A 21470-nucleotide genomic window follows, 5' to 3' on the forward strand; every position below is an offset into this window, starting at 1 on the left:
CGATCCGCTCCACGTCCAGGGCCGGGGCACGCTTCACGGATTCGCGGATCACGTGCGCGGCGAGGTCATCCGGGCGGATCCCGGCGAGGCCGGAACCGAACTTCCCGAACGGCGTCCTCACAGCGTCATAGATAAATGCCTGATTCATGGGTTCTTGTCCGTTTCTGCTTCGTCCATGGCTGCGTCGTCCATGGAATGGAAGACCTGCTGGGCGGTCTTGAACGCGGTGTTGGCGGAGGGGACCCCGCAGTAGATGGCGGTCTGGAGCAGGATTTCCTTGATCTCGTCCCGGCTCAGGCCGTTGGTGATGGCGGCGCGGATGTGCATGGCCAGTTCTTCCCAGTGCCCGTGGGCCACCATGGCGGTCAGGGTGACGGCTGAGCGCATCTGGCGGCTGATCCCGGGCCGGGTCCAGATGCCGCCCCAGGCGATCCTGGTGATCATGTCCTGGAAGTCCTCCGTGAAGGAATCCTTGTTGGCGTTGGCGCGGTCCACGTGCGCGGCGCCGAGGACCTCGCGGCGGACTTTCATGCCGCCGTCGTAGATCTCTTGGCTGGTCGCGCCGGGCTGGACCACACCGTTGCGTTCGGGCCCGAGGAGTTCAGCACTGCCGGCTTCGGAGAGAGTCATGCTCCCGCTCCCTGGGACTCGGTCCAGGTGATGAGGCCCTTGAGCAGCTCGGCGACGTGACCCGGCGCCTCGAACGGCGCCAGGTGTGCCACGCCCTCCAGGCTGACGGCCGTGGCAGTGCCGCCGCCGGAGGTGATGCCCGCGGCGACTTCCCCGGCCATCGACGGCGGGGCGACGTCGTCCAGGGCGCCCGCCACAACCTGGGTGGGAACGCGGATGGTGCCGAGCTGGTCCCGCACGTCGAAGCCGGCCAGGGCCTCGCAGCAGAAGGCGTAGCTGAAGCGGTCGGCGTCCCTGAGGCTGTGCAGGAGCCGGCTGCTGAGCTCCGGCTGGCTCTCCATGAAGCCCGGCGCGAACCAGCGCTGCGCGGAACCCTGGATCATCACCGGGGTGCCCTGCGTGCGCACGGTTTCTGCGCGTTCCAGCCAGCCCTCGGCAGTGCCGAGCTTCGCGCCGGAACACTGCACGGAGAGGCTCTTGAGCCGGTCGCCGTGCTTGATGCCAAGCTGCAGTCCGGTGGCGCCGCCGAGAGATACCCCGGCGTAGTGGAAGCGCGCGCCCGGGGCGATCGAATCGACCAGGCCGATTACGGCATCCGCGAGGTCGGCGACCGTGAAGGTCTCCTCCGCCGCGGGCGAGACGCCGTGCCCCGGCAGGTCCCAGGCGATGACGTCGACGTCGGCGCCCAGCAACGTGCCGGCCTGGCTCCACAGCAGGGAGGATGTTCCGAGCGAGGGTCCGACGATGAGGAGGGGCTTGTCGCCGAGTTCGCGCTGGGGCGACAGCAGGACTGCTTTGACGGTGGGTCTAGCCACGGGAAGCTCCGTTCTGGATTTGGTGGGCGAGGGCGCCGGCCTGGCCGGTGTATTCCGGATACGCCGCGAGGATGCGGCGGGAGACCTCAGCGGCCTGGCCGAGGTAGTTGGCCGGGTTCAAAAGTTCCTCAAGCCGGGCGTCGCTGAGCAGCTCCTGCGGGACAGCGGCGCGGAGCAGTGCCCGGTAGGTGTCCGCCTGCTCCGCAGCCGGGGCCAGGAGCGTTTCGTCCACGACGGCCTGCAGCCGCTGTTTCCCGGTCCGGGCGGCTCCCGGGCCGGCACCGGTCCCGTCCACAACGGTCCCGTCCAAGAGCGGTGCGACGGCGGCGTTGACGGCTTCGGAAAGCAGCAGCGGGCCGCCGAGCTCGAGGTTGCGGCGCATCGCTCCGGGGAAGACCGCCATCCCTTCGGCCAGTTCGCGCAGCTGCACCGCGGCGCCGAGGGCCAGGCGCAGCAGCTGGCGCAGGGCCGCCCATTCGCTGTGCCAGGCGCCGTCGGGGCGTTCGTCGTTGAAATTGGCGGCCGCGAGATGCAGCTGCGCGGCCAGGGCCGGGGCCTGCAGGGCGGCGCTGCGGATCAGCACGGAGAGCACGGGGTTCTGCTTCTGCGGCATGGCCGAGGACACGCCGCGCCCCGCGACGCGCGGTTCCGCGATCTCGGCAACTTCGGGCCGGCTCAGGAACAGGACGTCTGCGGCCATCTTTCCGGCCGCGTCGGTCACCGCCGCCAGCGCGTCGCCGAGCGAGGTCACGGCCAGCCGGTTGCTGTGCCAGGGGGCAGGAACGGGAGCGAGACCCAGGCGGGCGGCCAGCCGGTCGGCGAGGTCAAACGGGGACAGCGTCCCCGCGGCCGGCCCAGCGCCGTCAGTGAGTACAGTGCCGTCAATAAGTACAGTGCCGTCAATAAGTACAGTGCCGGAAGCCAGGGTCCCGGCGGCGCCGCCGGTCTGTACCGGCAGTTCGAGGGCCTCGAGCCGGCCGGCCGCGGCGGCCAGCCCGCTGAACCATTGCGCGGCCCGCAGCCCGAAGGTGTAGGGAAGCGAGTGCTGGGTCAGGCTGCGGGCCACACAAAGCGTGTGCCCGTGGGTTTCGGCGAGGCCGGCGAGGGCGGCCGTTGCCGACCGGAGCTCCGCGAGCAGTTCGCGGATGGCCCCGGCGGCCAGCACCATCAGGGCAGAGTCGAGCACGTCCTGGCTGGTCAGCGAGGTGTGAACGGCGCGGACGGCACCGAGTCCGGCGGTGTCCAGGTTCCTGACCTGCTCCCGGAGGTCGGCGAGCAGCGGGATGACGGGGTTGCCGCCGCCTTGGGCCCGGACGGCGAGGTCCGCGACGTCGTACCGCTGCACGTCCGCGGCGGCGGCCACCACCGCGGCGGAGCCGGCCGGGGCCAGGCCAGCCTCGTCCAGGACCGCCGCCCAGGCGGCCTCGACCTTGAGGATGGCGGCGAGCACCGCACGGTCCCCGGTCAGCGCCGCCACCAACGGCGACGCCGACACGGGACTGAGCAGGCCGACGTCGCCGTCGGTTTCGAAGAAGGTCACTTGGAGGCACCCTCGGCGCTGCTGAAATCCAGGAACACGGTCTCGCCCTCGCCCTGGAGGCGGATGTCCCAGTTCAGTCCGCCGTCGGGATCCCGGCGTGCGATCAGGGTCCGGCGCCGGTCCGGGTCAAGCGAGCTGAGCAGCGGATCCTTGGCCAGGGCTTCCTCGTCTTCCGGCAGGTAGACGCGGGTGAACAGGCGGTTCATCAGGCCCCGGGCGAAGACGGCGACGGCGATGAACGGCGCCGCGCCCTCCTCGGTGGGGCCGGGGTTCACCGTGGTGAAGGTGAAGGCGCCGGTGTTGCCGACAGCGCTGCGGCCGAAGCCGGTGAAGGTGTAGCCGTCCCGGACCAGGGAGCCCGTGCGGTGCGGGACCTTGCCGTCCGCGTCGGCCTGCCAGATCTCCAGGATCGCGTCCGGGATCGGGTGCCCGGCGCCGTCATAGACGGTGCCCTGGAGCCGGATGGAACCCGGGGATCCGGGAGCCAGGAGCTCGCGGTCCTTGGCGAAGGGCAGGGCGTAGCCATAGAACGGCCCCACGGTCTGGCCCGGTGTCGGGGTGAGTTTACCCACGGCGTTGCTATTCATTCTCATCGCCTCCTGCGCCCAATGCCTCGTTTTCGGTCCAGGTCCGCTTGGACCCGGTCAGGACGATGTCCCAGTTGTACGCCAGAGCCCATTCAGGCTTGGTCTGCTCGTGGTTGTAGGTGGCCACGAGCCGGTCGCGGGCATCCTGGTCCACGATCGACTGGTAGATCGGGTCCAGCGGGAACAGCTGGTCACCGGGGAAGTACATCTGGGTGACGATCCGCTGGGTGAACTCCTGCCCGAACAAGGAGAAGTGGATGTGGGCCGGGCGCCAGGCATTGAGGTGGTTCTTCCACGGGTAGGCGCCGGGCTTGATGGTGGTGAAGCTGTAGGAGCCGTCCGCGCCCGTGATGCAGCGGCCGACGCCGGTGAAGTTGGGATCCAGCGGTGCCGGGTGCTGGTCACGCTTGTGGATGTAGCGGCCGGCGGAGTTCGCCTGCCAGATTTCGACAAGCTGGCCGGCGACGGGGCGTCCGTCGCCGTCGAGCACCCGGCCGGAGACCACGATGCGTTCGCCGAGCGGCTCGCCGTTGTGCGCGATGGTCAGGTCCGCTTCCAGCGCGTGCACGTCCATGTGCCCGAACGCCGGCGAGTACAGTTCGATGGTTTCCGGATCCGCGTGGTGCAGATCCTTGGTGGGGTGGCGCAGGACGCTGCTGCGGTACGGCGCGTAGTCGAGCCGCGGCTGGGTTTCGGCCGGGGCTCCGCCTTTGAGGGCCTGCGCGTACGCTTCGCCGATCGCCTTCATCTCGGCGCTGAGGTCCGCCTGCGACTCCGCGGCAGTATCCAAGGCATGCGCGGCGGGCGCATACGTCTTTGGTGCGGCCTCCGTGGCTTCGTCGGACACGTCCTCGGTGATCGGGTCGGCGTTGAAGACGTCGAGGTTGATTTCTTCAGGCACAGCAGCCTCCTTTCGTTGGTGTGTTTGTTGTTCGGATGGGGTCAGGAAGTACGGGTCAGCTGGTGCAGGTGGTCGTACTGGACGGCGTGCCGCACCGGGGCGTTCGGGGCGCCATAGCCGTCGTAGGCACCGCGGCGCTCCACCATTTCGAAGAACACGCTGCCCACCGTGGCGGTGTAGAAGTGCAGGAACTCGCCGTCGGCGTCGCGGTCATAGAGCAGGTTGAGCTCACGGAGCGTGGCCAGGAATTCCGGGTCCAGAGCGAACCGGGCGTCGAGGTCCTCGTAGTAGTTCGCGGGGATCTGCAGGAAGTCCAGTCCGCGGTCCCGTGCGGCCCGGGCCGTGGCCACGAGGTCATCCACGGCGAAGGCGATGTGTTCCTGGTAGCCGGGGCGGTGGCCGGTGCCGGCAGTCCCTTCCTGCTGGATCAGCGGGGCCAGGTTCAGCACCAGGCGGACGCCGCGGTCCTGCGTCAGCATCACCTGGGACCGGACCAGCCCGGTGGGGCTGGCCACCTCGGCGAACGGCTGCGGTTCCAGTGCGAGGGCGCTGGTGTAGAAGAGCACGGCCTCGTCGAAGTGCTGCCACGGCTGCGCGAGGTTCACGTGGTCGATCACCGCGCCCGGGTGCTCTGCCGGGTCCGCCGCGGCGACGTCCAGGCCGTCGCCGAATTCCCGGGTCCACGCGGCGGTGCCGTCCGGGCTGCCCTGGCAGAGGAAGATTTCGGTGGAGTCCGGCGCGGCGAAGCCCTGGAAGACTTCCTCGTTGGCCTGGCTCTTGCGCGGAACGGCGGGGGCCTTGAGCTGCTGGGCGCGGGCGGCGGCGATAACGGGAGAGTCGACGTCGAAGCCCAGGGCGGAGATGGCAGGGGCGGCGGGAGCCGGCTGGCCGGTACCGGCGGCAGCGGTCGCTGTGCCGATGGCTGCCGGTTCTTCGTTGATGATCACGCGCGCGTGGCCCATGGTCCACAATTGCACATCCTTCGTGCGATGCCGCCCGTTGAACGCAAACCCCAGCTGGCCCAGCAGGGTTTCCAGTCCGGCGGTGTCACCGGCCCGGACCTCGGCGAAGTTGAAGCCGGCGGGCTCGGCCACGCGGGGAAGCGTGGCAAGCTCCATGGGGTAGCGGCGCCGGGCACCGGACACCGGGCCGGCCGCCCCGCTGGTCATCCCGCCTGCTGCATTCGCCGGGTTTGCCTCGAGCCAGGCGGCGCTCTGCTCTTCGAGCCAGATCAGCGACCGCATGGCGTCGACGGCGGTGCGCTCGACGTCGGCCTGGCGGAAGACGTCGTTGAACACTTCCAGCGACACCGGTCCCGTGTAGCCCGCGCGGACCACGTGGCCCATGAACTTGGCGAGTTCGAACTGGCCCTCCCCTGGAAACACCCGGTAGTGCCGGCTCCAGGACAGCACGTCCATGGACAGCTTGGGGGCATCGGCGACCTGGACGAAGAAGATTTTCTCCGGGTCGAAGGCCTCGATCGGCGCGGTATCCCAGTCCCGGGAGAGGATGTGGAAAGAGTCCAGGCAGGTGCCCAGGTTGGGGTGGTCCACCATCCCAACCAGCCGGTGGGCGTGCTCGTAGTCGTTCACGTACTTGCCCCAGGCCAGGGCCTCATAGGCGACCTTGACGCCGTAGTCACCCGCGAGGTCCGCGAGCCGGGAAAGCTGTGCGGCGCGGAGCTCGTCATCGTCGATCGTGGCGGTGCCGACGTTGGAGCAGAGCAGCATGGTGTCCATGCCCAGGCGGGACATGAGCCGGAACTTGGCGTCCGCGCGGCGCAGGTTGGCGGCGAGCAGGTCCTCGGGAACGCTGTCGAAGTCCCGGAACGGCTGGTAGAGATCCAGGTTCAGGCCGAGGTCGGCGGCCAGCTTCCGGACGTCCTCCGGGCTCAGCGGGGACGTCACGAGGTCCTGTTCGAAGATCTCGACCCCGTCGAAGCCGGCCACCGCGCAGGCCTGCATTTTTTCCCGCAAGGTGCCGGCGAGGCAGACGGTGGCGATCCCGGTGCGCATCAGGCGGGCACCTCTTCCGCGGCCACAAGTTCCAGGAAGTGGGAGCGCATGCGGTCGGCGTCGGCCTGGCGCCCGGTGAAGATCCGGAAGGCGTCCGCCGCCTGGCCCACGGCCATCCGGCCGCCGTCGAGCACCTCGCAGCCCTTGGCGCGCGCCTCGCGGACGAGCTCGGTTTCGATCGGCCGGTACACGATGTCGGCCACCCAGTGCCGGGACTCCACGAGGGACATGTCCAGCGGAACCCCCGGATGGGCGGCCATGCCCACGGGGGTGCAGTGCACCAGGCCGTCGGCCTGCGGCATGAGCTGCGGGAGCTCCGCCGTCGTCCGGGCCGTGACGGTCCGGTCCGGGAAGAACCCGGCGAGCTCGGCCGCCCGGGCGGCGGACCGGGCCGCGTCGGTGTCCACGAGGTCCAGCTCGCGGACCCCCGCGGTGAGCAGGGCGTAGGCGACGGCGGAGCCGGCGCCGCCGGCCCCCAGCTGCACCACGCGATCCAGGGTGGCGCCGGGAAGCCCCGAGGCCAGCGCCGCGGCGAAGCCGGAGAAGTCGGTGTTGTGGCCAATGAAGCGGCCGTCGCGGATCACCACGGTATTGACGGCGCCCAGGCGCCGGGCGTCGGCGGAGACCTCATCCAGGTACTCGAGCACCAGCTGCTTGCACGGGTGCGTGATGTTCAATCCGTTGAACCCGAGGCTCCGGGCGCCGGAGAGCAACTCCCCCACGGCCCGGCCGGGCAGGCCGAGTTCGGTGAGGTCGATGGGGCGGTAGAGGTACCGGAGGCCCTGCACGTCGCCCTCGCGTTCATGCATGTAGGGCGTGAGGGAGGGCATGACGCCGTCTCCCACGAGGCCCACGAGGAAGGACTCTGCTCGATTGCTCATCCAGTTTGCTCCTTTGACAACGGCACTCGGCGGGCTGCGACGCTTGCGGCGTCCGCGGCGGGCCGGGTGATAGGGATTACATTACAGACTTTGTTCACATGTTGCACTGTTGTTCGAATGACGAACATATTATTACGGCGCCGGCTCGTTTCGGCGCCAGCTTTCATGACGCCCGCTTTCATGACGCAGGCTTTCATGACGCCGGCTGGTCGGCCGTCACCGCTGGGGCAGCCGGGCCGACAGCTCGGCGGCCGCCGCCTGCAGCAGCGGCACGAGGGCCACGAGGGCCTCCATGCTCAGGCGGAAGACCGGGACCGCCGTGGCCAGCGAGGCGAAGGCGTGCCCCTGGGCGTTGAAAACCGGGACGGCGACGGCGCGCATGCCGAGTTCGTTTTCCTCATCCATGGTGGCGAAGCCCTGGCGCCGGACCTGCTCGATTTCGGCCCGGAAAGCCTCGCGGTCCGTAATGGAGAGCGCCGTCAGCGGTTCCAGGGGCAGCTCCTCGACGAGCTGGGCGCGGGTGGCGTCGTCGGCGAACGCCACCAGCGCCTTGCCCACCGAGGTGGTATGAAGTGCCCCGAGATGCCCGGGGTCGCTCGTGACCCGGAAGGTCTGCGGGCCGTCCACCTTGTTCACCGTCAGGTGGTGGATGCCGTCCCGCACGGAGAGGATGGTCGCCTCACCCGTTTCCTCGGTCACGCGCCGCAGGATGGGCAGCGCCGTACCCGCGAAGCCGTGGTGGTTGGAGACGCGCTGGCCAAGCTGGAAGACCCTCAGTCCCAGGTGGTACCGGCGGCCGTCCGGCTCGTAGTCAACGAAGCCGTCCCGCGTCAGGGAGCCGAGCAGGCGGTACGTGGTACTGAACGGCAGATCCGCGCGGCGGGAGATCTCCGCGGCGCTGGCGCCCCGCGGCTCGTCGCCCAGGAGGACCAGCAGGCCCAGGGCCTTGCCCACCATGTCCGTCCGCGAGTCCTCCCTGGCGGCCTTGGCAGGCTTCGAAGGGGCTTCCGCCGGATACCCGGAAACGGCGGGAACATCTGTGGTTTGATTCACACTCATGCATCGATGTTCCCACATAGTGAGAGCTATTTCTAGATGGTGATTATTTTTGTTGACAAGTGACTGCGCTCACAGTCATGATTGCTACATCGCACAAGTAGCTTCCACCATGTGGCTACTAGTCCGGGTCTTTCCACGGACCTCCGGCTGCACCACACTTAAGCAAGCGGCAGCCGAGACCTTCCTGATCCATCCGCGACAACGTCGTCACACCAAAGGAACACCATGAGCCACACTGTCCCGTCCACGACGCCGGGTATAACCACAGGAGGGACGCCGAAGAAGGCGGCCCTTGCCAGCTTCCTGGGCAGCGCCGTCGAGTATTACGACTTCTTCATCTTCGGTTCCGCAGCCGCGCTGATCTTCCCGCATGTCTTCTTCCCCGATGCGGACACCAACGCGGCGATCATGTCGTTCGCCACCTTCGGCTTTGCCTACATTGCCCGCCCGGTCGGCGCCGTTATCCTCGGCCACTTCGGTGACAGGATAGGGCGCCGGAAGGTCCTCATGTTCACGCTGTTGCTGATGGGCGCTTCCACCTTTGCCATCGGCTGCCTGCCGGACTTCAAGACGGTCGGCTGGTGGGCCCCTGTCCTGCTGGTGCTGGCGCGTCTTTGCCAGGGCTTTTCCGCTGCCGGCGAGCAGGCCGGCGCCTCGTCCATGACGCTCGAGCACGCCCCGGACAATCGCCGCTCCTTCTTCACCTCCTGGACCCTGACCGGCACCCAGGGCGGCCAGATCCTTGCCGCCCTCGTCTTCATCCCGGTCCTCGCCCTGCCTGACGACATCAAGTACACGATCGGCTGGCGCATCCCGTTCTGGCTCAGCGCCGTGGTCGTGCTGATCGCGTTCTTCATCCGCCGCACCCTGCACGAACCGCCGGCGTTCGAGGAGGCCCAGAAGACCAAGCAGATCTCCAAGCTCCCCGTCGCGGACCTCCTCAAGAGCCACTGGCGCGATGTCCTCCGCGTCATCGCCTGCGCCTTCATCGCCGCCGTGTCCACCGTCTTCGGCACCCTGGCCATCAGCTACGCCAAGAACGTCGCCGGCGTGGACGGCACCACCACCCTCTGGCTCGTCGTCGGCGCCAACTTCATGGCACTGGGCACCCAGCCGCTCTTCGGCATGCTCGCCGACAAGATCGGCCGCAAGCCGGTCTTCATCTACGGCGCACTGTCCAGCGCAGCCCTGACCCCGGTCTTCCTGTTGAGCCTCGAATCCGGCAACGTCGCGCTGATGTTCCTTACGGCAATCGCGTTCTTCTCCTTCGGCTACGCTGCGGCCAACGCAGTCTGGCCCTCCTTCTACGCCGAGATGTTCAGCACCAATGTCCGCTTCTCCGGCCTCGCAATCGGCACCCAGCTGGGCTTCCTGATGGCCGGCTTCGCCCCGGCGATCGTGGCGGCCATGGGCGGCATCCAGCCCGGCGGCTGGATCCAGATCTCCATCTTCACCGCAATCATCTGCCTCATCGCCACCGTCGCGGCGCTGACGGCCAAGGAAACATTCCGGGTCCCCACCAAGCAGCTCGGCCAGCGGTAGCCCCTCACCGGCAGCGGATCTCAACCGCACTTCCGCACAACTTTCCGCACCGCACGACGGCGGCCCTTCCCTTTGGGGGCGGGCCGCAGTCGTTGATGCGTTGAGCGGGTCAGCGGGCTATCCGGTTAGCGGGCGGCGCCCAGTACCGCGGCGAGATCGAACTTCACCGGTTCCTCCAGCTGGTCATAGGTGCAGGAGCGCGGATCACGGTCCGGACGCCAGCGCAGGAACTGGGCTGTGTGCCGGAACCGTTCGCCCTCCATATGGTCATACTTCACTTCCACCACGCGCTCGGGCCGCAGCGGGGTGAAGGACAGGTCTTTGCCGCCGCTCCACCGGCTTCCCTCGGCCTTCCGCGGAGTGCGCGCCCCCTCCTCCTGCCGGGCCCAGGCCCAGGGGTGGTCGTCAAAACCGGTGACCAGCTCCTGCAGCTCGGCAAACAGCTCCGCGCGCCGGGCCATCGGGAAAGCTCCCACCACGCCGACGTTCGCCAGCACCCCGGCGTTGTCGTAGAGCCCCAGGAGCAGCGAGCCGATCCGGTCCGGACCGGAGGTGTGCACGCGGTATCCGGCGAGCACGCAGTCCGCCGTCCGTTCGTGCTTGACCTTGACCATCGCGCGCTTGTCCGGCTGGTAGCTGCCCTCCAGCGTCTTGGCCACAATCCCGTCCAGTCCGGCGCCCTCGAACTGCCGGAACCAGCGCTGCGCCGTGTCCCGGTCGGAGGTCGCGGCTGTGAGGTGGACCGGCGCCGCGCTGGCTGCCAGTGCGCGCTCCAGCTGCCGGCGGCGCTCGGAGAAGGGTTGGCCCGTGAGATCCTCGTCGCCGAGGGCCAGCAGGTCGAACGCCACGAAGCGCGCCGGGGTCTGTTCCGCGAGCAGCTTCACCCGGCTGGCGGCCGGATGGATGCGCTGCTGGAGCGCGTCGAAGTCCAGCCGGTCACCGGAGGCCGCCACCATGATGATCTCGCCGTCCACCACGCAGCGTTCCGGCAGCTCCGACTTCAGCGCCTCGACAAGCTCGGGGAAATAGCGCGTCATCGGCTTGCCGTTCCGGCTACCGATCTCCACCTCGTCGCCGTCACGGAAGATGATGGAGCGGAACCCGTCCCATTTCGGCTCAAAGAGCCAGCCCGTTCCGGCGTCCGGCGACGGCAGGGCCGGGAGTGCTTTGGCCAGCATGGGCGCAATGGGAGGCATCAACGGCAGGTGCATAGCGCCCATTCTTGCGCCGCGGACCCGGGACCGCCAGCCCCACGCTGTGGGTCCTCGCGAGAGGCTCCTCAACTGGGGGCTCCTCGACACGGCCCGGCCCCGGCGGTAAACATGGGTGATGGCTACCATCGGGTTCCACGCCTCGCATGAGCAGATCAGCCCCCGGCGCCTCCTGCAGGACGTTCAACTGGCCGGGCAGGCAGGCTTCGATGCCGCCATGTGCTCGGACCATATTGAGCCGTCGTCCGCCCGGCAGGGCCACTCCTTCGCCGAACACGTCCTCCCCCAGCTCCGCCCGGCGGCGGGACAGGCTCCGGCCGGAACGGACGGTGCGCTGTGAGAATCGCCGAGACCTCGGACCTCTGGTGGAAGAACGCGGTGATTTACTGCCTGGATCCGGAGACGTTCTTCGACGGCGACGGCGACGGCACCGGAGATTTCGGCGGACTGATCCAACGGGTGGACTATCTTGCCGCGCTCGGCATCACGTGCATCTGGCTCATGCCCTTCTACCCTTCCCCGGACCGCGACGACGGCTACGACGTCACCGACATGTACGGCGTGGATCCCCGGCTCGGAAGCCTGGGGGACCTGGTGGAATTCATCCGCACCGCCAACGACCGCGGCATCCGGGTGATCGCGGACTTCGTCATCAACCACACCTCCGACCGGCACCCGTGGTTCGTCCAGGCGCGCAAGTCCGTGGACAACCCCTACCGCGACTACTACGTCTGGCGGAAGGAGACGCCGCCGGACACCTCGGACCAGGTGGTGTTTCCCGGCGAGGAAACGTCCATCTGGACCCAGGACAAGGCCACCGGTGAGTGGTATCTGCACATGTTCGCCAAACACCAGCCGGACCTGAACGTGATGAATGCCAAGGTGCGGGACGAGATTGCGAAGTCAATGGGATTCTGGCTGCAGCTGGGCCTGGACGGCTTCCGGCTGGACGCGGTGCCCTTCTTCCTGGAGCTAGTCGGCGAGCCCAAGGATGAAGCCGCGAAAATCGACCCGCACCAGTACCTGAGCGCCCTGCGCAGCTTCCTCAACCGCCGCCATGGCAGCGCGGTGCTGCTGGGCGAGGTCAACCTTCCATACAAAGAGCAGCTGAAGTACTTCGGCGGCCCTGCCGGCAACGAGCTGAACATGCAGTTTGATTTCCTCTCCATGCAGAACATGTACCTGTCACTGGCCCGGCAGGACGCCCGGCCGCTGGCCCGGACGCTCGGCAGCCGTCCGAAGGTCAATCCCGACAACCAATGGGCCATGTTCGTCCGGAACCACGATGAACTCACCCTGGACAAGCTCAGCGATGCCGAACGCGAGGAGGTCTTCGCGGCCTTCGGTCCGGATCCCGACATGCAGATGTACGGCCGCGGACTGCGGCGGCGGCTGCCCACCATGCTCGGCGGCGACCCGGCCAGGATCCGCATGGTGTACTCCCTGATGTTCTCGCTGCCGGGCACCCCGGTGCTCTTCTACGGCGAAGAGATCGGGATGGGCGAAGATCTGCGCGCGAAGGGCCGCTCGGCCGTCCGCTCCCCCATGCAGTGGGACCACACCGAAAATGGCGGCTTCTCGACCGCCCCGCCGGGGGACCTCGTCGCCCAGCCCGTGGACGGACCGTACGGGCCCGCGCGCATCAACGCCGCGGCCGCGAAACGGGATCCCGATTCGCTGTGGAACTTCATCGCGACACTGATCCAGCGGTACCGGGAATGTCCCGAGCTCGGCTGGGGCAGGTTTGCCCTCATCAAGCAGGCCTCACCGGCGGTGTTGCTGCACCGCTGCACATGGGACGGCTCTACAGTGGTGGTCGCCCACAATTTTGGCGCCGAACCGGCGTCTGTGACGGCCTCGGTGGTCCCGCCGAAAGGCGAGGAAGGCGGCCCGGAGGGTCCGGACGGGAAGGGCGCGGCGGGGCGGTCCTACGCCGGGGCCGTGCTCCGGGACCTGCTCGGCGGCGAGGACATCCCGCTCTCCGACGACGGCGCCTTCGAAGTCCCGCTGGACCGCTACGGGTACCGGTGGTTCCGGGTCGAGCGCCCGGGCGAACGCCAGCTCCCCTGAGGGCGCCCGCAGCCCTGATGGTGGCCGGTATCCGCTGCGCCCCCGAAATCTAACCGGCCCCTTACCGTGCCGAAACGCGGACGCAACATTGGCGCAGGAGACTGGAAGTGCCGGCAAGAGCAGGCACCGACTCCAGTCCAGGAGGCCCCGCCATGTTGAAGGAAGCGAAAGCCCATGTAACCCGCGTCCGCGCGCTCGACCAGCTGCACCGCGGCGACGAGATCGAGGCCCGCCTGCGGGTGGGCCCGAACTACGATGACGTCGTAATCCGCCGGGGCAGCGTTCAGGAAACGGCCCCCGGAATCGGCGTCGTCTGGATCATGGACCGCCACACCGGCATGCGCAAGGCCATCAATGCCGACGAATGCAGCGTCTGGCGGGTCGCCTGAGGCGTCAGCCTCCGGCCACCGACTGGATGATGAGGACTTCCTGGCCCGGCGCCACGGCAGTCACCAGACCCTGCAGCCGCCGGATTTCATTCCCGTTGACGTATATATTCACGTAACGGCGAACACTTCCGGTCTCGTCCCGCAACCGCCGCGACAGCGCCGGATAGCCCCCGGTCACCGTATCCAGCACCCACTCCACCGTCACCGCTGCCTCGGCGGGCGCAGTCAGGATGGACTGCCCGCCGGCGAGCGGTTGGAGGACGCTGGGCAGGACCACGCTGATCGCCGAGTCTGCCGGCATGGCGTCGCCGCTGATCTCGCCGCTGTTCATGCGCTTTTTACCCCTTCACGCCTGCGCCGGGAGCAGGGCAGTGGAGACCACGGCTGCCCGCACGCACAGCACATCCGGCAGGTGCGAGGCGACCTCGGTGAAGTGTTCTCCCTCGTCAGCGCTGGCGTAGACACTGCCGCCGCGCGTCCCGAAGTAGACGCCCGCAGGCTCCGCGCTGTCGACGCTGGCAGCATCACGGAGCACGGCGTTGTACTCGGCTTCCGGCAGCCCGGCATCGAGCCGTTTCCAGTTGGCGCCGGCGTCATCGGTCCGGTGTACGGCCAGCTTCCCGTCCGGCGGGATACGTTCGCCGTCAGCCTTCAGCGGGACCACCCAGGCGGTACCGGCCCTGCGCGGATGCGTCAGCATCACAAAACCGAAGTCCGCCGGCAGCCCTTCGGCGATCGACTCCCACGATTCGGCGCCGTCGTCGCTGCGGTACACGCCGTGATGGTTTTGCGCGTACAGGCGGCCGTCGACGGCGGCGTCGGCCGCGATCTTGTGGACGCACTGGCCGAATTCCGGGTTGGGATCCGGCATGAAGTACGCGGAAATTCCCTTGTTGCGCGGCTCCCAGGAGGTGCCGCCGTCGAGCGAGCGGTAGACCCCTCCGGTGCTCATGGCGACGTGGACTTTCTCGCCCGTGGGGTCGACGACGATCGAGTGCGCCGCAGCGCCGCCATAGCCTGCGCCCCATTCGCTGCGGTGCGGATGGTCCCAGAGGCCGCGGTTGAGCTCGAAGTGCTCGCCGCCGTCGGTGGATTTCCAGACCGAGATCGGTTCGCAGCCCGCCCACACGACGCCCGGGCGGGAGTCGGCGTCGGGATAGATCTGCCAGATCCGTTCCAGGGCGGCGTCGGTGCCGTCGGGGAACGTGATGGCGCCGTTTTCGGGTTCGGTCCAGGATCCGCCGAGATCATCTGAGTGGAAAACCGTGGGGCCCCAGTGCTCGGAGCGGACCCCCACCAGGATCCGGGTCCTGTCATCGCGGGTATCGATGGCGATGCTGGGCACCTCACTCATCAGAAAATGCGGGCCGGACAGCGACCAGTCCTTCCGGTCCCGGCTGGTCGCCAGCCAAAGGCCTTTCTTGGTCCCGATCGCCAGGACGTAACTCTCTGCAGTAGCCATGGGGTCCATGCAACCATCCCCGCCCGAAGGCCGCAACGGTTTTCTCCCGGCGCCCGCCGGCATGCGCTGCCGCGCCGGTGGCATCTTTCAGTCGACGAACTCCGACTGCGTCTCGATGAAGTCCCAGTCCGCGGCCGTCAATACGGCCGCGCCGGCGGCGGACGGCTCAGCCGGACCGGGCCCGCCGGCATCCGCGATTCCCCGCTGCACGGCCTCGGGCAGTTCAATGGTCCGCAGGTTTTCCCGAAGCCATTCCTTGCTCGCCAAATCCAGATCCAACCACCACATGTAGATCTCCACGGCGGCCACCTCCTCCTGTGTTCTTCAACCGTAGGCCCCACCCCCGGGCTGTTCAAGGGAGGCCGCGGCAAACGGCGCCCGCACCCTCCCGGGCCGGCAGACGGGAAGTAAGCCCCTGTTCAGGGCCGCACCCCGGCGCCAGAATGAAGTATGCCTGACGACTCCGCCCACGGCCCGGCGCCCCTCGTGGTGGGTGTGGTTCCGGGACAGCATCCGGAAGTGCTGCAGACGGCGGCATCCCTCGCGAAGTCCCTCGCCGCGCCCTTGATCTGCGCCTACGTGGACGAGGCCAGCTACCTCGTGGAGTGGGACCCGGCGCGGTCCGCGCACCGCCTGTCTCTGCACCCGGACGCGGACGACGCCCGGATCCGGGCCACCGCCCAGGAGCTGCGTTCCGCTGTTGAGGCACTCTGCGTTCCCCTGGGAATCGACTGGACGCTGCGCACCCTGGCCGGGGATCCCGCCCGGGCGATCGGCAGGCTGGCCGCGGACACCAACGCATCCATGATCGTGGTGGGGACCCCCGAACGCGGCATCGGCCACCGCATCTCCGCCGCGCTGAACGGCTCCGTGGCGGCATGGCTCAGCCACCATCAGGAACGTCCGATCCTGATCGTTCCGGGCGTCGCTCCGGCAGGAAGAAAATAAAGCGAAAGTACTTATTCAGAGCGCTGGTGTTACCCCACTACCGGCGAGTAAGCTCGATCTGTAGGCCGGAGGAACGGCCTACCCCAAAGCTGCTCCGGAGTGCGTATCCCCCAATAACGCACTCCGGAGCTCTTTGTTTTACCCAACATTCCACATGCTGCGCCGGCCGGGCCGCGGGCTTGAAACATACCCCTAGGGGGTATATGTTGAGGGCATGAGCGAGTCAGAAGTCCCCGGCACGGCACGTCTGGACACTGTTCCCCTTGACGCCCCGCCCCATGAACACGGCTACACGTCCAACAAGGACGCCTACCTTCGCCGTCTCAAGCGGATCGAAGGGCAGGTCCGCGGCATCGCCCGGATGGTTGACGAGGACAAATACTGCATCGACATCCTCACCCAGGTCGCCGCCGTCACCAAGGCCCTGCATGCCGTGAGCCTCGGGCTCGTCGAAGAGCACATCGGCCACTGCGTTGTCGGCGCCGCCGCCGAGCCAGACCCGGAGCTTCGGGCGGAGGCCATCGATGTCAAAGTCAAGGAGGCCACCGATGCCATCGGACGCCTGCTCCGCTAGTACCCGTACCACCCACCACACCACCGGGCCGGGGAACCATACCCGGCTCAGCGACAAGGAGCACCCCATGGCCCCCGTTTCCACCACCGTCAACGTTTCCGGCATGACCTGCGGCCACTGCGTGTCCTCTGTCAGCGAAGAACTTGAGGCGCTCTCCGGCGTCGAAAAGATCGACGTCGACCTCAACGCCGGCGGCATCTCCACCGTCACGATCACCTCCAACGAAGCACTGTCCTCCTCCGAAATCGGCGAGGCAATCGCCGAAGCCGGCTACCTCGTGGTCGCCAGCGAAGCCTGAGTGACAACAGCGCCGTCGGGCGCAGACACCGGAACGGCAGAAAACCAATCGAGCCAGAAAAGAAGGGCGCCGTGAGCAGCGAGCAGTTGTTGGACCAGCAGTTGTTGGACCGGGCCGGGAGCCGTGTCATTGACCTCGATATCGAGGGCATGACGTGCGCCTCCTGCGTCAACCGGGTCGAGCGCAGGCTCGGAAAGCTCGACGGCGTCGAGGCCAGCGTCAACCTGCCCCTCGAGTCCGCCCGGGTCAGCGTCCCGGCGGACATCACCGATGACCAGATCACGGCCACTGTCGCGGCCGCGGGCTACAGGGCCACGGTCCGGTCCGCCAGGTACCCGGGCACGCCGGTGGAGGACGCAGGACTCCCGGCCGGCACCGAATTTCCGGCCGGCACAGCCGCACCCTCGCTTCGCCCGCGGCTGGTTCTGGCGGCCGTACTCACGGTCCCGGTCTTCGCGATCTCGATGATCCCGGCATTCCAGTTCCCGAACTGGGGCTGGGTGGCCGCGATCCTGGCCCTGCCGGTGGTTGCCTGGGCGGCGTGGCCGTTCCACCGCGCCGCAGCCATCAACGCGCGGCATCTGGCCTCGACCATGGACACCCTGGTATCCATCGGCGTGATTGCCGCCTACTCCTTCTCGGTTGGGCAACTCCTTGCCGACCCCGGCATGACCGAACATCCCGCAGCGGAGGGCATGGGCTCCGGCGGCCTGTACTTCGAGGTCGCATCCGTGGTCACCACGTTCCTGCTGCTCGGCCGCTACCTCGAGGCCAACGCCAAACGGAAGGCGGGCGACGCCCTCAAGGCCCTCCTGGACCTGGGGGCAAAAGACGCTACTGTCCTGCGCGGCGGCACCGAGCACAAGATCCCGGCCGACCAGCTGGCCCTCGGAGACGTGATAGTGGTCCGCCCCGGCGAGAAGATCGCCGCCGACGGCGTCGTCATCGACGGCGCCTCTGCGGTGGACGCCTCCCTCGTGACCGGCGAATCCGTGCCCGTGGAAGTCGGCCCGGACAGCCAGGTCACCGGGGCCACCATCAACACCTCAGGCCGGCTCCTGGTCCGCGCCACCCGCGTCGGGTCCGAGACCACCCTGGCCCAGATGGGCAGGCTCGTCTCCGCGGCGCAGACCGGAAAAGCACCCATCGCCCGGCTCGCCGACCGCATCAGCGCCGTCTTCGTACCGGTCGTCCTGGTCATCGCCGCCCTCACCTTCGGGGCCTGGCTGATTGCGGCCGCACCTGCCGTCAACGCCGGCGAGGTCCGGGCCGCCTTCACCGCCGCCGTCGCCGTGCTGGTCATTGCCTGCCCCTGCGCCCTCGGGCTGGCCACCCCCGTCGGACTGCTGACCGGCACCGGGCGGGGCGCCCAGCTGGGGATCCTGATCAAGGGTCCGCAAGTCCTCGAGGACACCCGGACGGTGGACACGATCCTGCTGGACAAGACCGGAACCGTCACCACCGGCCGCCTTGCCGTGGACGGCGTCCAAAGTTTCGGGCCGCACAGCGAAGCCAAGGTCCTGCGCCTGGCGGGGGCCGTGGAAAACGCCTCCGAGCACCCGATCGCCCGGGCCATCGCCGCTGCGGCGTTGGGCGCGGCGGCGCGCGTGAACAACGACGGCGCCGGCCTCCCCGCCGTCGCCGGCTTCCGCTCCGCACCCGGCGGCGGAGTCGATGGCACGGTCGAAGGACGGCGCGTGGTCGCGGGGCGCACCGGCTGGCTGTTGGAGTCCGGCGTCGCTCCGGCCCCGGCTCAGCGCGAGGCGCTTGGTGCTGCCGAAGACTCCGGCGCCACGGCCGTCTGGGTTGCCGTGGACGGCGAAATCGCCGGAATCATCAGCCTGCGGGACACCGTTAAGCCCAGTTCCGCGGCCGCAGTTACCCGGCTCCGGGAGCTCGGGCTCCGGCCGATCCTGCTGACCGGCGACAACGCCACTGTGGCTGCCCAGGTGGCGGCCGCCGTCGGGATCAGCCCGCGCGACGTCTTTGCCGGTGTGCTCCCGGCGGGCAAGGTTGAGGCCGTGCGGACGCTGCAAGCGGCCGGCGCCACTGTGGCCATGGCCGGGGACGGCGTTAACGACGCCGCGGCGCTGGCGCAGGCGGACCTGGGCATCGCCATGGGCTCCGGCACCGACGTCGCCATCGAGGCAGCCGATCTGACGGTGATGGGCAACGACCTCGGACAGGTGGCGCAGGCGATCGAACTTTCCCGCCGGACGCTCGGCACCATCAAGACGAACCTCTTCTGGGCCTTCTTCTACAACGCCGTGGGCATCCCGGTGGCAGCCCTGGGCCTGCTCAACCCGATGATCGCCGGCGCCGCCATGGCCGCCAGCTCCGTGCTGGTGGTGGCCAACTCGCTGCGGCTGCGCAGCTTCGGAAAGTAGTCAGGCCTTAGGCCGGGCGCCCCGCCTCAGGCCGCGCCATAGCGGATGGCAGCCCTGGCTTTGGCTTTGGCCTCTTCCTCCCCGCGGTCCTTTGACGGGGCGTGGGTCACCAGGGAGTCGAGGAGGTGCTGCGTCGCATGGGCAATCTCATGCACAGCCCGGTTGAAGGCCTCCTCGTTGGCCTTGGACGGCTTGGTGCTGCCACTGATCTTGCGCACGTATTGCAACGCGGCGGCCTCCACCTCTGCGGTGGTGGCGTGGGGTTCAAAATTGTGGAGGGTCCGGATATTTCGGCACATATCTCCATGCTAAGGGCCTTGTGGTGATTGAGGCAGGGTTAGGCGCGTTGTAGGCTGTCGACCAATTGAGATTCCTTCGGGCCCGGGAACGAGGTGCCCGGGGCCGAACGGACAACCGACTACGGCACGGGCTCGCAGTCGTTCGCGTGGTCCAGCGCTGCCGCGCCGGTGCCGGACGGGGCCCGGAGCTCGTCCAGCCGGACCAGCACCACCCCGCCGACGATCAGCAGCCCGCCCACGAGCTGGATGGGTCCGGGCAGTTCGCCGAGCAGCAGCCACGCCCAGATGACGGCGAACAGCACCTCGGTGAGCGAGACAAAGGACGCGACTTTCGAGCCGAGTGCCCGGGCGGCGACAATCCCGGACACGTACGCGACCACCGTGGCCAGGACCACGAGGCCGCCCAGCGCCACCCACCACGGGGTGACCCAGGCCCCCAGGCGGGTGTCGGCCGTGCTGAAGGCCATCGGCAGCAGCCCGGTTGCCGCGGCGAGCCACATGACGATGGCGCCCACCATGAGCCCGCCGGAGGCCAGAAGGATGGGCGGCAGGGTGTCGTTTTCCTTGGCCGTGATGAAGAAATAGATGGCCAGGCACACCGCGGCCGCGATCCCCCACAGCACCCCGATGAGGTCGACTTTGACGGCTCCGGTGAGGTCCAGGACCAGGATCAGCCCGCCGAGGGACAGGAGGGTGCCGGCAATGGTCAGTGGCCGCGGCCGTTTCCGGCTGGCGGCCCACAGCCAGAGGACGATCAACACCGGCGCCAGGTACTCCAGCAGCAGGGCGACGCCGACCGAGAGCCGGGATACGGCGTTGAAATAGAACAGCTGGCAGGCGGCGACGCCGATGAATCCGAACAGCAGCACGGTCAGCCAGTTGTCCCGGAGCTGGTGCCAACGCCCGCGCAAGGAGGGAATGGCGAAGACGGCCAGAATCAGGGCCGCACCGGTAAGCCGGGCCGTGACGGCCGCCCCGGGAGTCCAGCCCGTTTCCAGGAGCGCCTTGGCGAATGATCCGGAGAGCCCGAATACCGCGGACGAAAACAGGGCGACGCCCAGGCCCGATGCCATGAACCCGGATGGTGCGGCGGCCGGCGTGGTGCTCTGCCTGCCGGCCTGCTTGCCGCCCCGTTTGCCTTCGAGTTTGCTTCCCTGCGGGGTGCCGCCCGGCTCGGAGGCAGACCGCTGAGCGGCTAGGGCTCGGACCGGCGTGGCGACGGGGCGCTGGGGGGCAGACACGGGCATTCTCCTGTCAGGAGTAAAGTAGGGTTATGCTCATGACATTACGCCCCGGCAAGGTAAGGAGTCAAGATGGTTTTTGCCCCTGACACGGAAGTTGCCCTGCGTTCTGTGGTCAACCTCATCAACACCGCGGCCAACGGTGAGGAACATTTGGCCACGGTCAGGGATCTGGATGCCTTCCTGGAGGCCGAGGGCTTCACCGGTTCCCGCACCCGGGACGGGGCCGAGCTGGCCAGCGTGCGGCGGCTCCGCGGCGAGCTCGCCGAGCTCTGGCAGGCCGAGGAGTCGGCAGCCGCGGGAACCGTGAACCGGCTGCTCCGGGAGGCCCGGGCGCTGCCCCAGCTGGTCAAGCACGAACCCTGGGACTGGCACCTGCACGCCACCACCCCGGAGGCGCCGCTGGCCGACCGGATGAGTACGGAGGCGGCCATGGCGATCGTGGACGTGATCCGCAGCAAGGAAATGGACCGCCTGCTGGTGTGCGCCGCGGACGACTGCGACGCCGTCGTGCTGGACCTGAGCCGCAACCGCTCGAAGCGCTACTGCGACACGGGAAACTGCGCCAACCGCGCGCACGTGGCCGCGTACCGGGCCCGGAAAGCCGCGTCCTGACGCCGA

The 21470-nt window shown here is 68.5% G+C and carries 22 protein-coding genes and 2 pseudogenes; 9 read left to right on the top strand and 15 right to left on the bottom strand.

Translation table 11 applies throughout. The annotated features are described in order from the left end of the window. From AC1DN2_RS13175 to AC1DN2_RS13215, 9 genes and pseudogenes are all read right to left on the bottom strand, one after another. Window positions 1-148, bottom strand: a pseudogene (locus tag AC1DN2_RS13175) (3-oxoadipyl-CoA thiolase); the annotation flags it as partial. Next, entirely contained in the window at window positions 145-630 is a 486-nt protein-coding gene (gene pcaC, locus AC1DN2_RS13180; protein WP_476850664.1) for a 4-carboxymuconolactone decarboxylase, read from the bottom strand. The gene pcaC and the pseudogene AC1DN2_RS13175, both read right to left, overlap by 4 nt. Beyond that, entirely contained in the window at window positions 627-1445 is an 819-nt protein-coding gene (locus AC1DN2_RS13185) for an alpha/beta fold hydrolase (RefSeq protein ID WP_230007407.1), read from the bottom strand. The genes pcaC and AC1DN2_RS13185 overlap by 4 nt, the downstream gene beginning before the upstream one ends. Next, window positions 1438-2985 (bottom strand): lyase family protein, encoded by a 1548-nt coding sequence (locus tag AC1DN2_RS13190; protein ID WP_476850665.1) that lies wholly within the window; start codon window positions 2983-2985, stop codon window positions 1438-1440. The genes AC1DN2_RS13185 and AC1DN2_RS13190 overlap by 8 nt, the downstream gene beginning before the upstream one ends. Then, window positions 2982-3572, bottom strand: a complete 591-nt coding sequence (gene pcaG, locus AC1DN2_RS13195) for a protocatechuate 3,4-dioxygenase subunit alpha (RefSeq protein WP_476850666.1) — start codon at window positions 3570-3572, stop codon at window positions 2982-2984. Before pcaG ends, AC1DN2_RS13190 begins: the two co-directional genes overlap by 4 nt. After that, window positions 3565-4473: a protocatechuate 3,4-dioxygenase subunit beta gene (gene pcaH / locus AC1DN2_RS13200; RefSeq protein ID WP_374706709.1), complete on the bottom strand. Its 909-nt coding sequence runs from the start codon at window positions 4471-4473 to the stop codon at window positions 3565-3567. Before pcaH ends, pcaG begins: the two co-directional genes overlap by 8 nt. A gap of 41 nt (window positions 4474-4514) precedes the next feature. Beyond that, window positions 4515-6488 carry a bifunctional sugar phosphate isomerase/epimerase/4-hydroxyphenylpyruvate dioxygenase family protein gene (locus AC1DN2_RS13205; protein WP_476850667.1) on the bottom strand — a complete coding sequence of 658 codons (1974 nt, stop codon included), beginning with the start codon at window positions 6486-6488 and terminating at the stop codon, window positions 4515-4517. After that, window positions 6488-7369: a shikimate dehydrogenase gene (locus tag AC1DN2_RS13210; RefSeq protein ID WP_230007572.1), complete on the bottom strand. Its 882-nt coding sequence runs from the start codon at window positions 7367-7369 to the stop codon at window positions 6488-6490. Before AC1DN2_RS13210 ends, AC1DN2_RS13205 begins: the two co-directional genes overlap by 1 nt. Before the next feature lie 216 nt (window positions 7370-7585). After that, window positions 7586-8428 carry an IclR family transcriptional regulator gene (locus AC1DN2_RS13215; protein ID WP_476850668.1) on the bottom strand — a complete coding sequence of 281 codons (843 nt, stop codon included), beginning with the start codon at window positions 8426-8428 and terminating at the stop codon, window positions 7586-7588. 225 nt (window positions 8429-8653) lie between these two features. Between AC1DN2_RS13215 and AC1DN2_RS13220 the strand changes: the two genes are divergently transcribed. Then, window positions 8654-9970, top strand: coding sequence for an MFS transporter (locus AC1DN2_RS13220; RefSeq protein ID WP_476850669.1), 1317 nt, complete (start codon window positions 8654-8656; stop codon window positions 9968-9970). 125 nt (window positions 9971-10095) lie between these two features. Here AC1DN2_RS13220 and AC1DN2_RS13225 read toward each other — a convergent pair whose 3' ends face one another. Further along, the gene (locus AC1DN2_RS13225) at window positions 10096-11181 is read right to left on the bottom strand and encodes an ATP-dependent DNA ligase (RefSeq protein ID WP_476850670.1); all 1086 of its coding nucleotides are present in this window, start codon (window positions 11179-11181) and stop codon (window positions 10096-10098) included. A 118-nt stretch (window positions 11182-11299) separates the two neighbouring features. Here AC1DN2_RS13225 and AC1DN2_RS13230 point away from each other — a divergent pair. The 3 genes and pseudogenes from AC1DN2_RS13230 to AC1DN2_RS13240 form a co-directional block, all read left to right on the top strand. Further along, window positions 11300-11446, top strand: a pseudogene (locus AC1DN2_RS13230) (LLM class F420-dependent oxidoreductase); the annotation flags it as partial. A gap of 71 nt (window positions 11447-11517) precedes the next feature. After that, window positions 11518-13251 (top strand): alpha-amylase family protein, encoded by a 1734-nt coding sequence (locus tag AC1DN2_RS13235; protein ID WP_476850671.1) that lies wholly within the window; start codon window positions 11518-11520, stop codon window positions 13249-13251. Window positions 13252-13403: 152 nt separating this feature from the next. Continuing rightward, window positions 13404-13640 carry a hypothetical protein gene (locus AC1DN2_RS13240; protein WP_018775353.1) on the top strand — a complete coding sequence of 79 codons (237 nt, stop codon included), beginning with the start codon at window positions 13404-13406 and terminating at the stop codon, window positions 13638-13640. Between the two features lie 4 nt (window positions 13641-13644). Here AC1DN2_RS13240 and AC1DN2_RS13245 read toward each other — a convergent pair whose 3' ends face one another. The 3 genes from AC1DN2_RS13245 to AC1DN2_RS13255 all read right to left on the bottom strand — a co-directional run bounded on the left by AC1DN2_RS13245 (window position 13645) and on the right by AC1DN2_RS13255 (window position 15402). Next, window positions 13645-13971: a MoaD/ThiS family protein gene (locus tag AC1DN2_RS13245; protein WP_476850672.1), complete on the bottom strand. Its 327-nt coding sequence runs from the start codon at window positions 13969-13971 to the stop codon at window positions 13645-13647. A 15-nt stretch (window positions 13972-13986) separates the two neighbouring features. Continuing rightward, on the bottom strand, window positions 13987-15111 hold the full coding sequence (locus AC1DN2_RS13250) for a WD40/YVTN/BNR-like repeat-containing protein (protein WP_476850673.1): 1125 nt from the start codon (window positions 15109-15111) through the stop codon (window positions 13987-13989). A gap of 78 nt (window positions 15112-15189) precedes the next feature. After that, window positions 15190-15402 carry a hypothetical protein gene (locus tag AC1DN2_RS13255; protein ID WP_028277621.1) on the bottom strand — a complete coding sequence of 71 codons (213 nt, stop codon included), beginning with the start codon at window positions 15400-15402 and terminating at the stop codon, window positions 15190-15192. A gap of 150 nt (window positions 15403-15552) precedes the next feature. Between AC1DN2_RS13255 and AC1DN2_RS13260 the strand changes: the two genes are divergently transcribed. From AC1DN2_RS13260 to AC1DN2_RS13275, 4 genes are all read left to right on the top strand, one after another. After that, window positions 15553-16050, top strand: coding sequence for a universal stress protein (locus AC1DN2_RS13260; RefSeq protein WP_476850674.1), 498 nt, complete (start codon window positions 15553-15555; stop codon window positions 16048-16050). Window positions 16051-16264: 214 nt separating this feature from the next. Then, window positions 16265-16624 (top strand): metal-sensitive transcriptional regulator, encoded by a 360-nt coding sequence (locus tag AC1DN2_RS13265; RefSeq protein WP_230012592.1) that lies wholly within the window; start codon window positions 16265-16267, stop codon window positions 16622-16624. Window positions 16625-16691: 67 nt separating this feature from the next. Further along, on the top strand, window positions 16692-16922 hold the full coding sequence (locus tag AC1DN2_RS13270; protein WP_028277624.1) for a heavy-metal-associated domain-containing protein: 231 nt from the start codon (window positions 16692-16694) through the stop codon (window positions 16920-16922). A 149-nt stretch (window positions 16923-17071) separates the two neighbouring features. Next, window positions 17072-19309 (top strand): heavy metal translocating P-type ATPase, encoded by a 2238-nt coding sequence (locus AC1DN2_RS13275; RefSeq protein ID WP_476850722.1) that lies wholly within the window; start codon window positions 17072-17074, stop codon window positions 19307-19309. Window positions 19310-19335: 26 nt separating this feature from the next. On the opposite strand, the gene AC1DN2_RS13280 is transcribed toward AC1DN2_RS13275, so the two are convergent. Next, on the bottom strand, window positions 19336-19608 hold the full coding sequence (locus AC1DN2_RS13280) for a DUF2277 domain-containing protein (RefSeq protein ID WP_476850675.1): 273 nt from the start codon (window positions 19606-19608) through the stop codon (window positions 19336-19338). 119 nt (window positions 19609-19727) lie between these two features. Then, a complete protein-coding gene (locus AC1DN2_RS13285) occupies window positions 19728-20681 on the bottom strand; it encodes an EamA family transporter (RefSeq protein WP_476850723.1) in 954 nt (317 codons plus the stop codon). A 240-nt stretch (window positions 20682-20921) separates the two neighbouring features. Between AC1DN2_RS13285 and AC1DN2_RS13290 the strand changes: the two genes are divergently transcribed. Continuing rightward, a complete protein-coding gene (locus AC1DN2_RS13290) occupies window positions 20922-21464 on the top strand; it encodes a CGNR zinc finger domain-containing protein (RefSeq protein WP_230007185.1) in 543 nt (180 codons plus the stop codon). Window positions 21465-21470 lie beyond the last annotated feature (6 nt).

Source organism: Arthrobacter sp. 01L42 (assembly GCF_056400005.1).

What these genes read in the sequence shown, in the direction of transcription:
- pcaC (WP_476850664.1), bottom strand. Translation starts at nt 630, where the DNA reads ATGACTCTCTCCGAAGCCGGCAGTGCTGAACTCCTCGGGCCCGAACGC.
- pcaG (WP_476850666.1), bottom strand. Translation starts at nt 3,572, where the DNA reads ATGAATAGCAACGCCGTGGGTAAACTCACCCCGACACCGGGCCAGACC.
- AC1DN2_RS13205 (WP_476850667.1), bottom strand. Translation starts at nt 6,488, where the DNA reads ATGCGCACCGGGATCGCCACCGTCTGCCTCGCCGGCACCTTGCGGGAA.
- AC1DN2_RS13210 (WP_230007572.1), bottom strand. Translation starts at nt 7,369, where the DNA reads ATGAGCAATCGAGCAGAGTCCTTCCTCGTGGGCCTCGTGGGAGACGGC.
- AC1DN2_RS13215 (WP_476850668.1), bottom strand. Translation starts at nt 8,428, where the DNA reads ATGAGTGTGAATCAAACCACAGATGTTCCCGCCGTTTCCGGGTATCCG.
- AC1DN2_RS13220 (WP_476850669.1), top strand. Translation starts at nt 8,654, where the DNA reads ATGAGCCACACTGTCCCGTCCACGACGCCGGGTATAACCACAGGAGGG.
- AC1DN2_RS13225 (WP_476850670.1), bottom strand. Translation starts at nt 11,181, where the DNA reads ATGCACCTGCCGTTGATGCCTCCCATTGCGCCCATGCTGGCCAAAGCA.
- AC1DN2_RS13240 (WP_018775353.1), top strand. Translation starts at nt 13,404, where the DNA reads ATGTTGAAGGAAGCGAAAGCCCATGTAACCCGCGTCCGCGCGCTCGAC.
- AC1DN2_RS13245 (WP_476850672.1), bottom strand. Translation starts at nt 13,971, where the DNA reads ATGAACAGCGGCGAGATCAGCGGCGACGCCATGCCGGCAGACTCGGCG.
- AC1DN2_RS13250 (WP_476850673.1), bottom strand. Translation starts at nt 15,111, where the DNA reads ATGGACCCCATGGCTACTGCAGAGAGTTACGTCCTGGCGATCGGGACC.
- AC1DN2_RS13260 (WP_476850674.1), top strand. Translation starts at nt 15,553, where the DNA reads ATGCCTGACGACTCCGCCCACGGCCCGGCGCCCCTCGTGGTGGGTGTG.
- AC1DN2_RS13265 (WP_230012592.1), top strand. Translation starts at nt 16,265, where the DNA reads ATGAGCGAGTCAGAAGTCCCCGGCACGGCACGTCTGGACACTGTTCCC.
- AC1DN2_RS13270 (WP_028277624.1), top strand. Translation starts at nt 16,692, where the DNA reads ATGGCCCCCGTTTCCACCACCGTCAACGTTTCCGGCATGACCTGCGGC.
- AC1DN2_RS13275 (WP_476850722.1), top strand. Translation starts at nt 17,072, where the DNA reads ATGACGTGCGCCTCCTGCGTCAACCGGGTCGAGCGCAGGCTCGGAAAG.
- AC1DN2_RS13280 (WP_476850675.1), bottom strand. Translation starts at nt 19,608, where the DNA reads ATGTGCCGAAATATCCGGACCCTCCACAATTTTGAACCCCACGCCACC.
- AC1DN2_RS13285 (WP_476850723.1), bottom strand. Translation starts at nt 20,681, where the DNA reads ATGGCATCGGGCCTGGGCGTCGCCCTGTTTTCGTCCGCGGTATTCGGG.
- AC1DN2_RS13290 (WP_230007185.1), top strand. Translation starts at nt 20,922, where the DNA reads ATGGTTTTTGCCCCTGACACGGAAGTTGCCCTGCGTTCTGTGGTCAAC.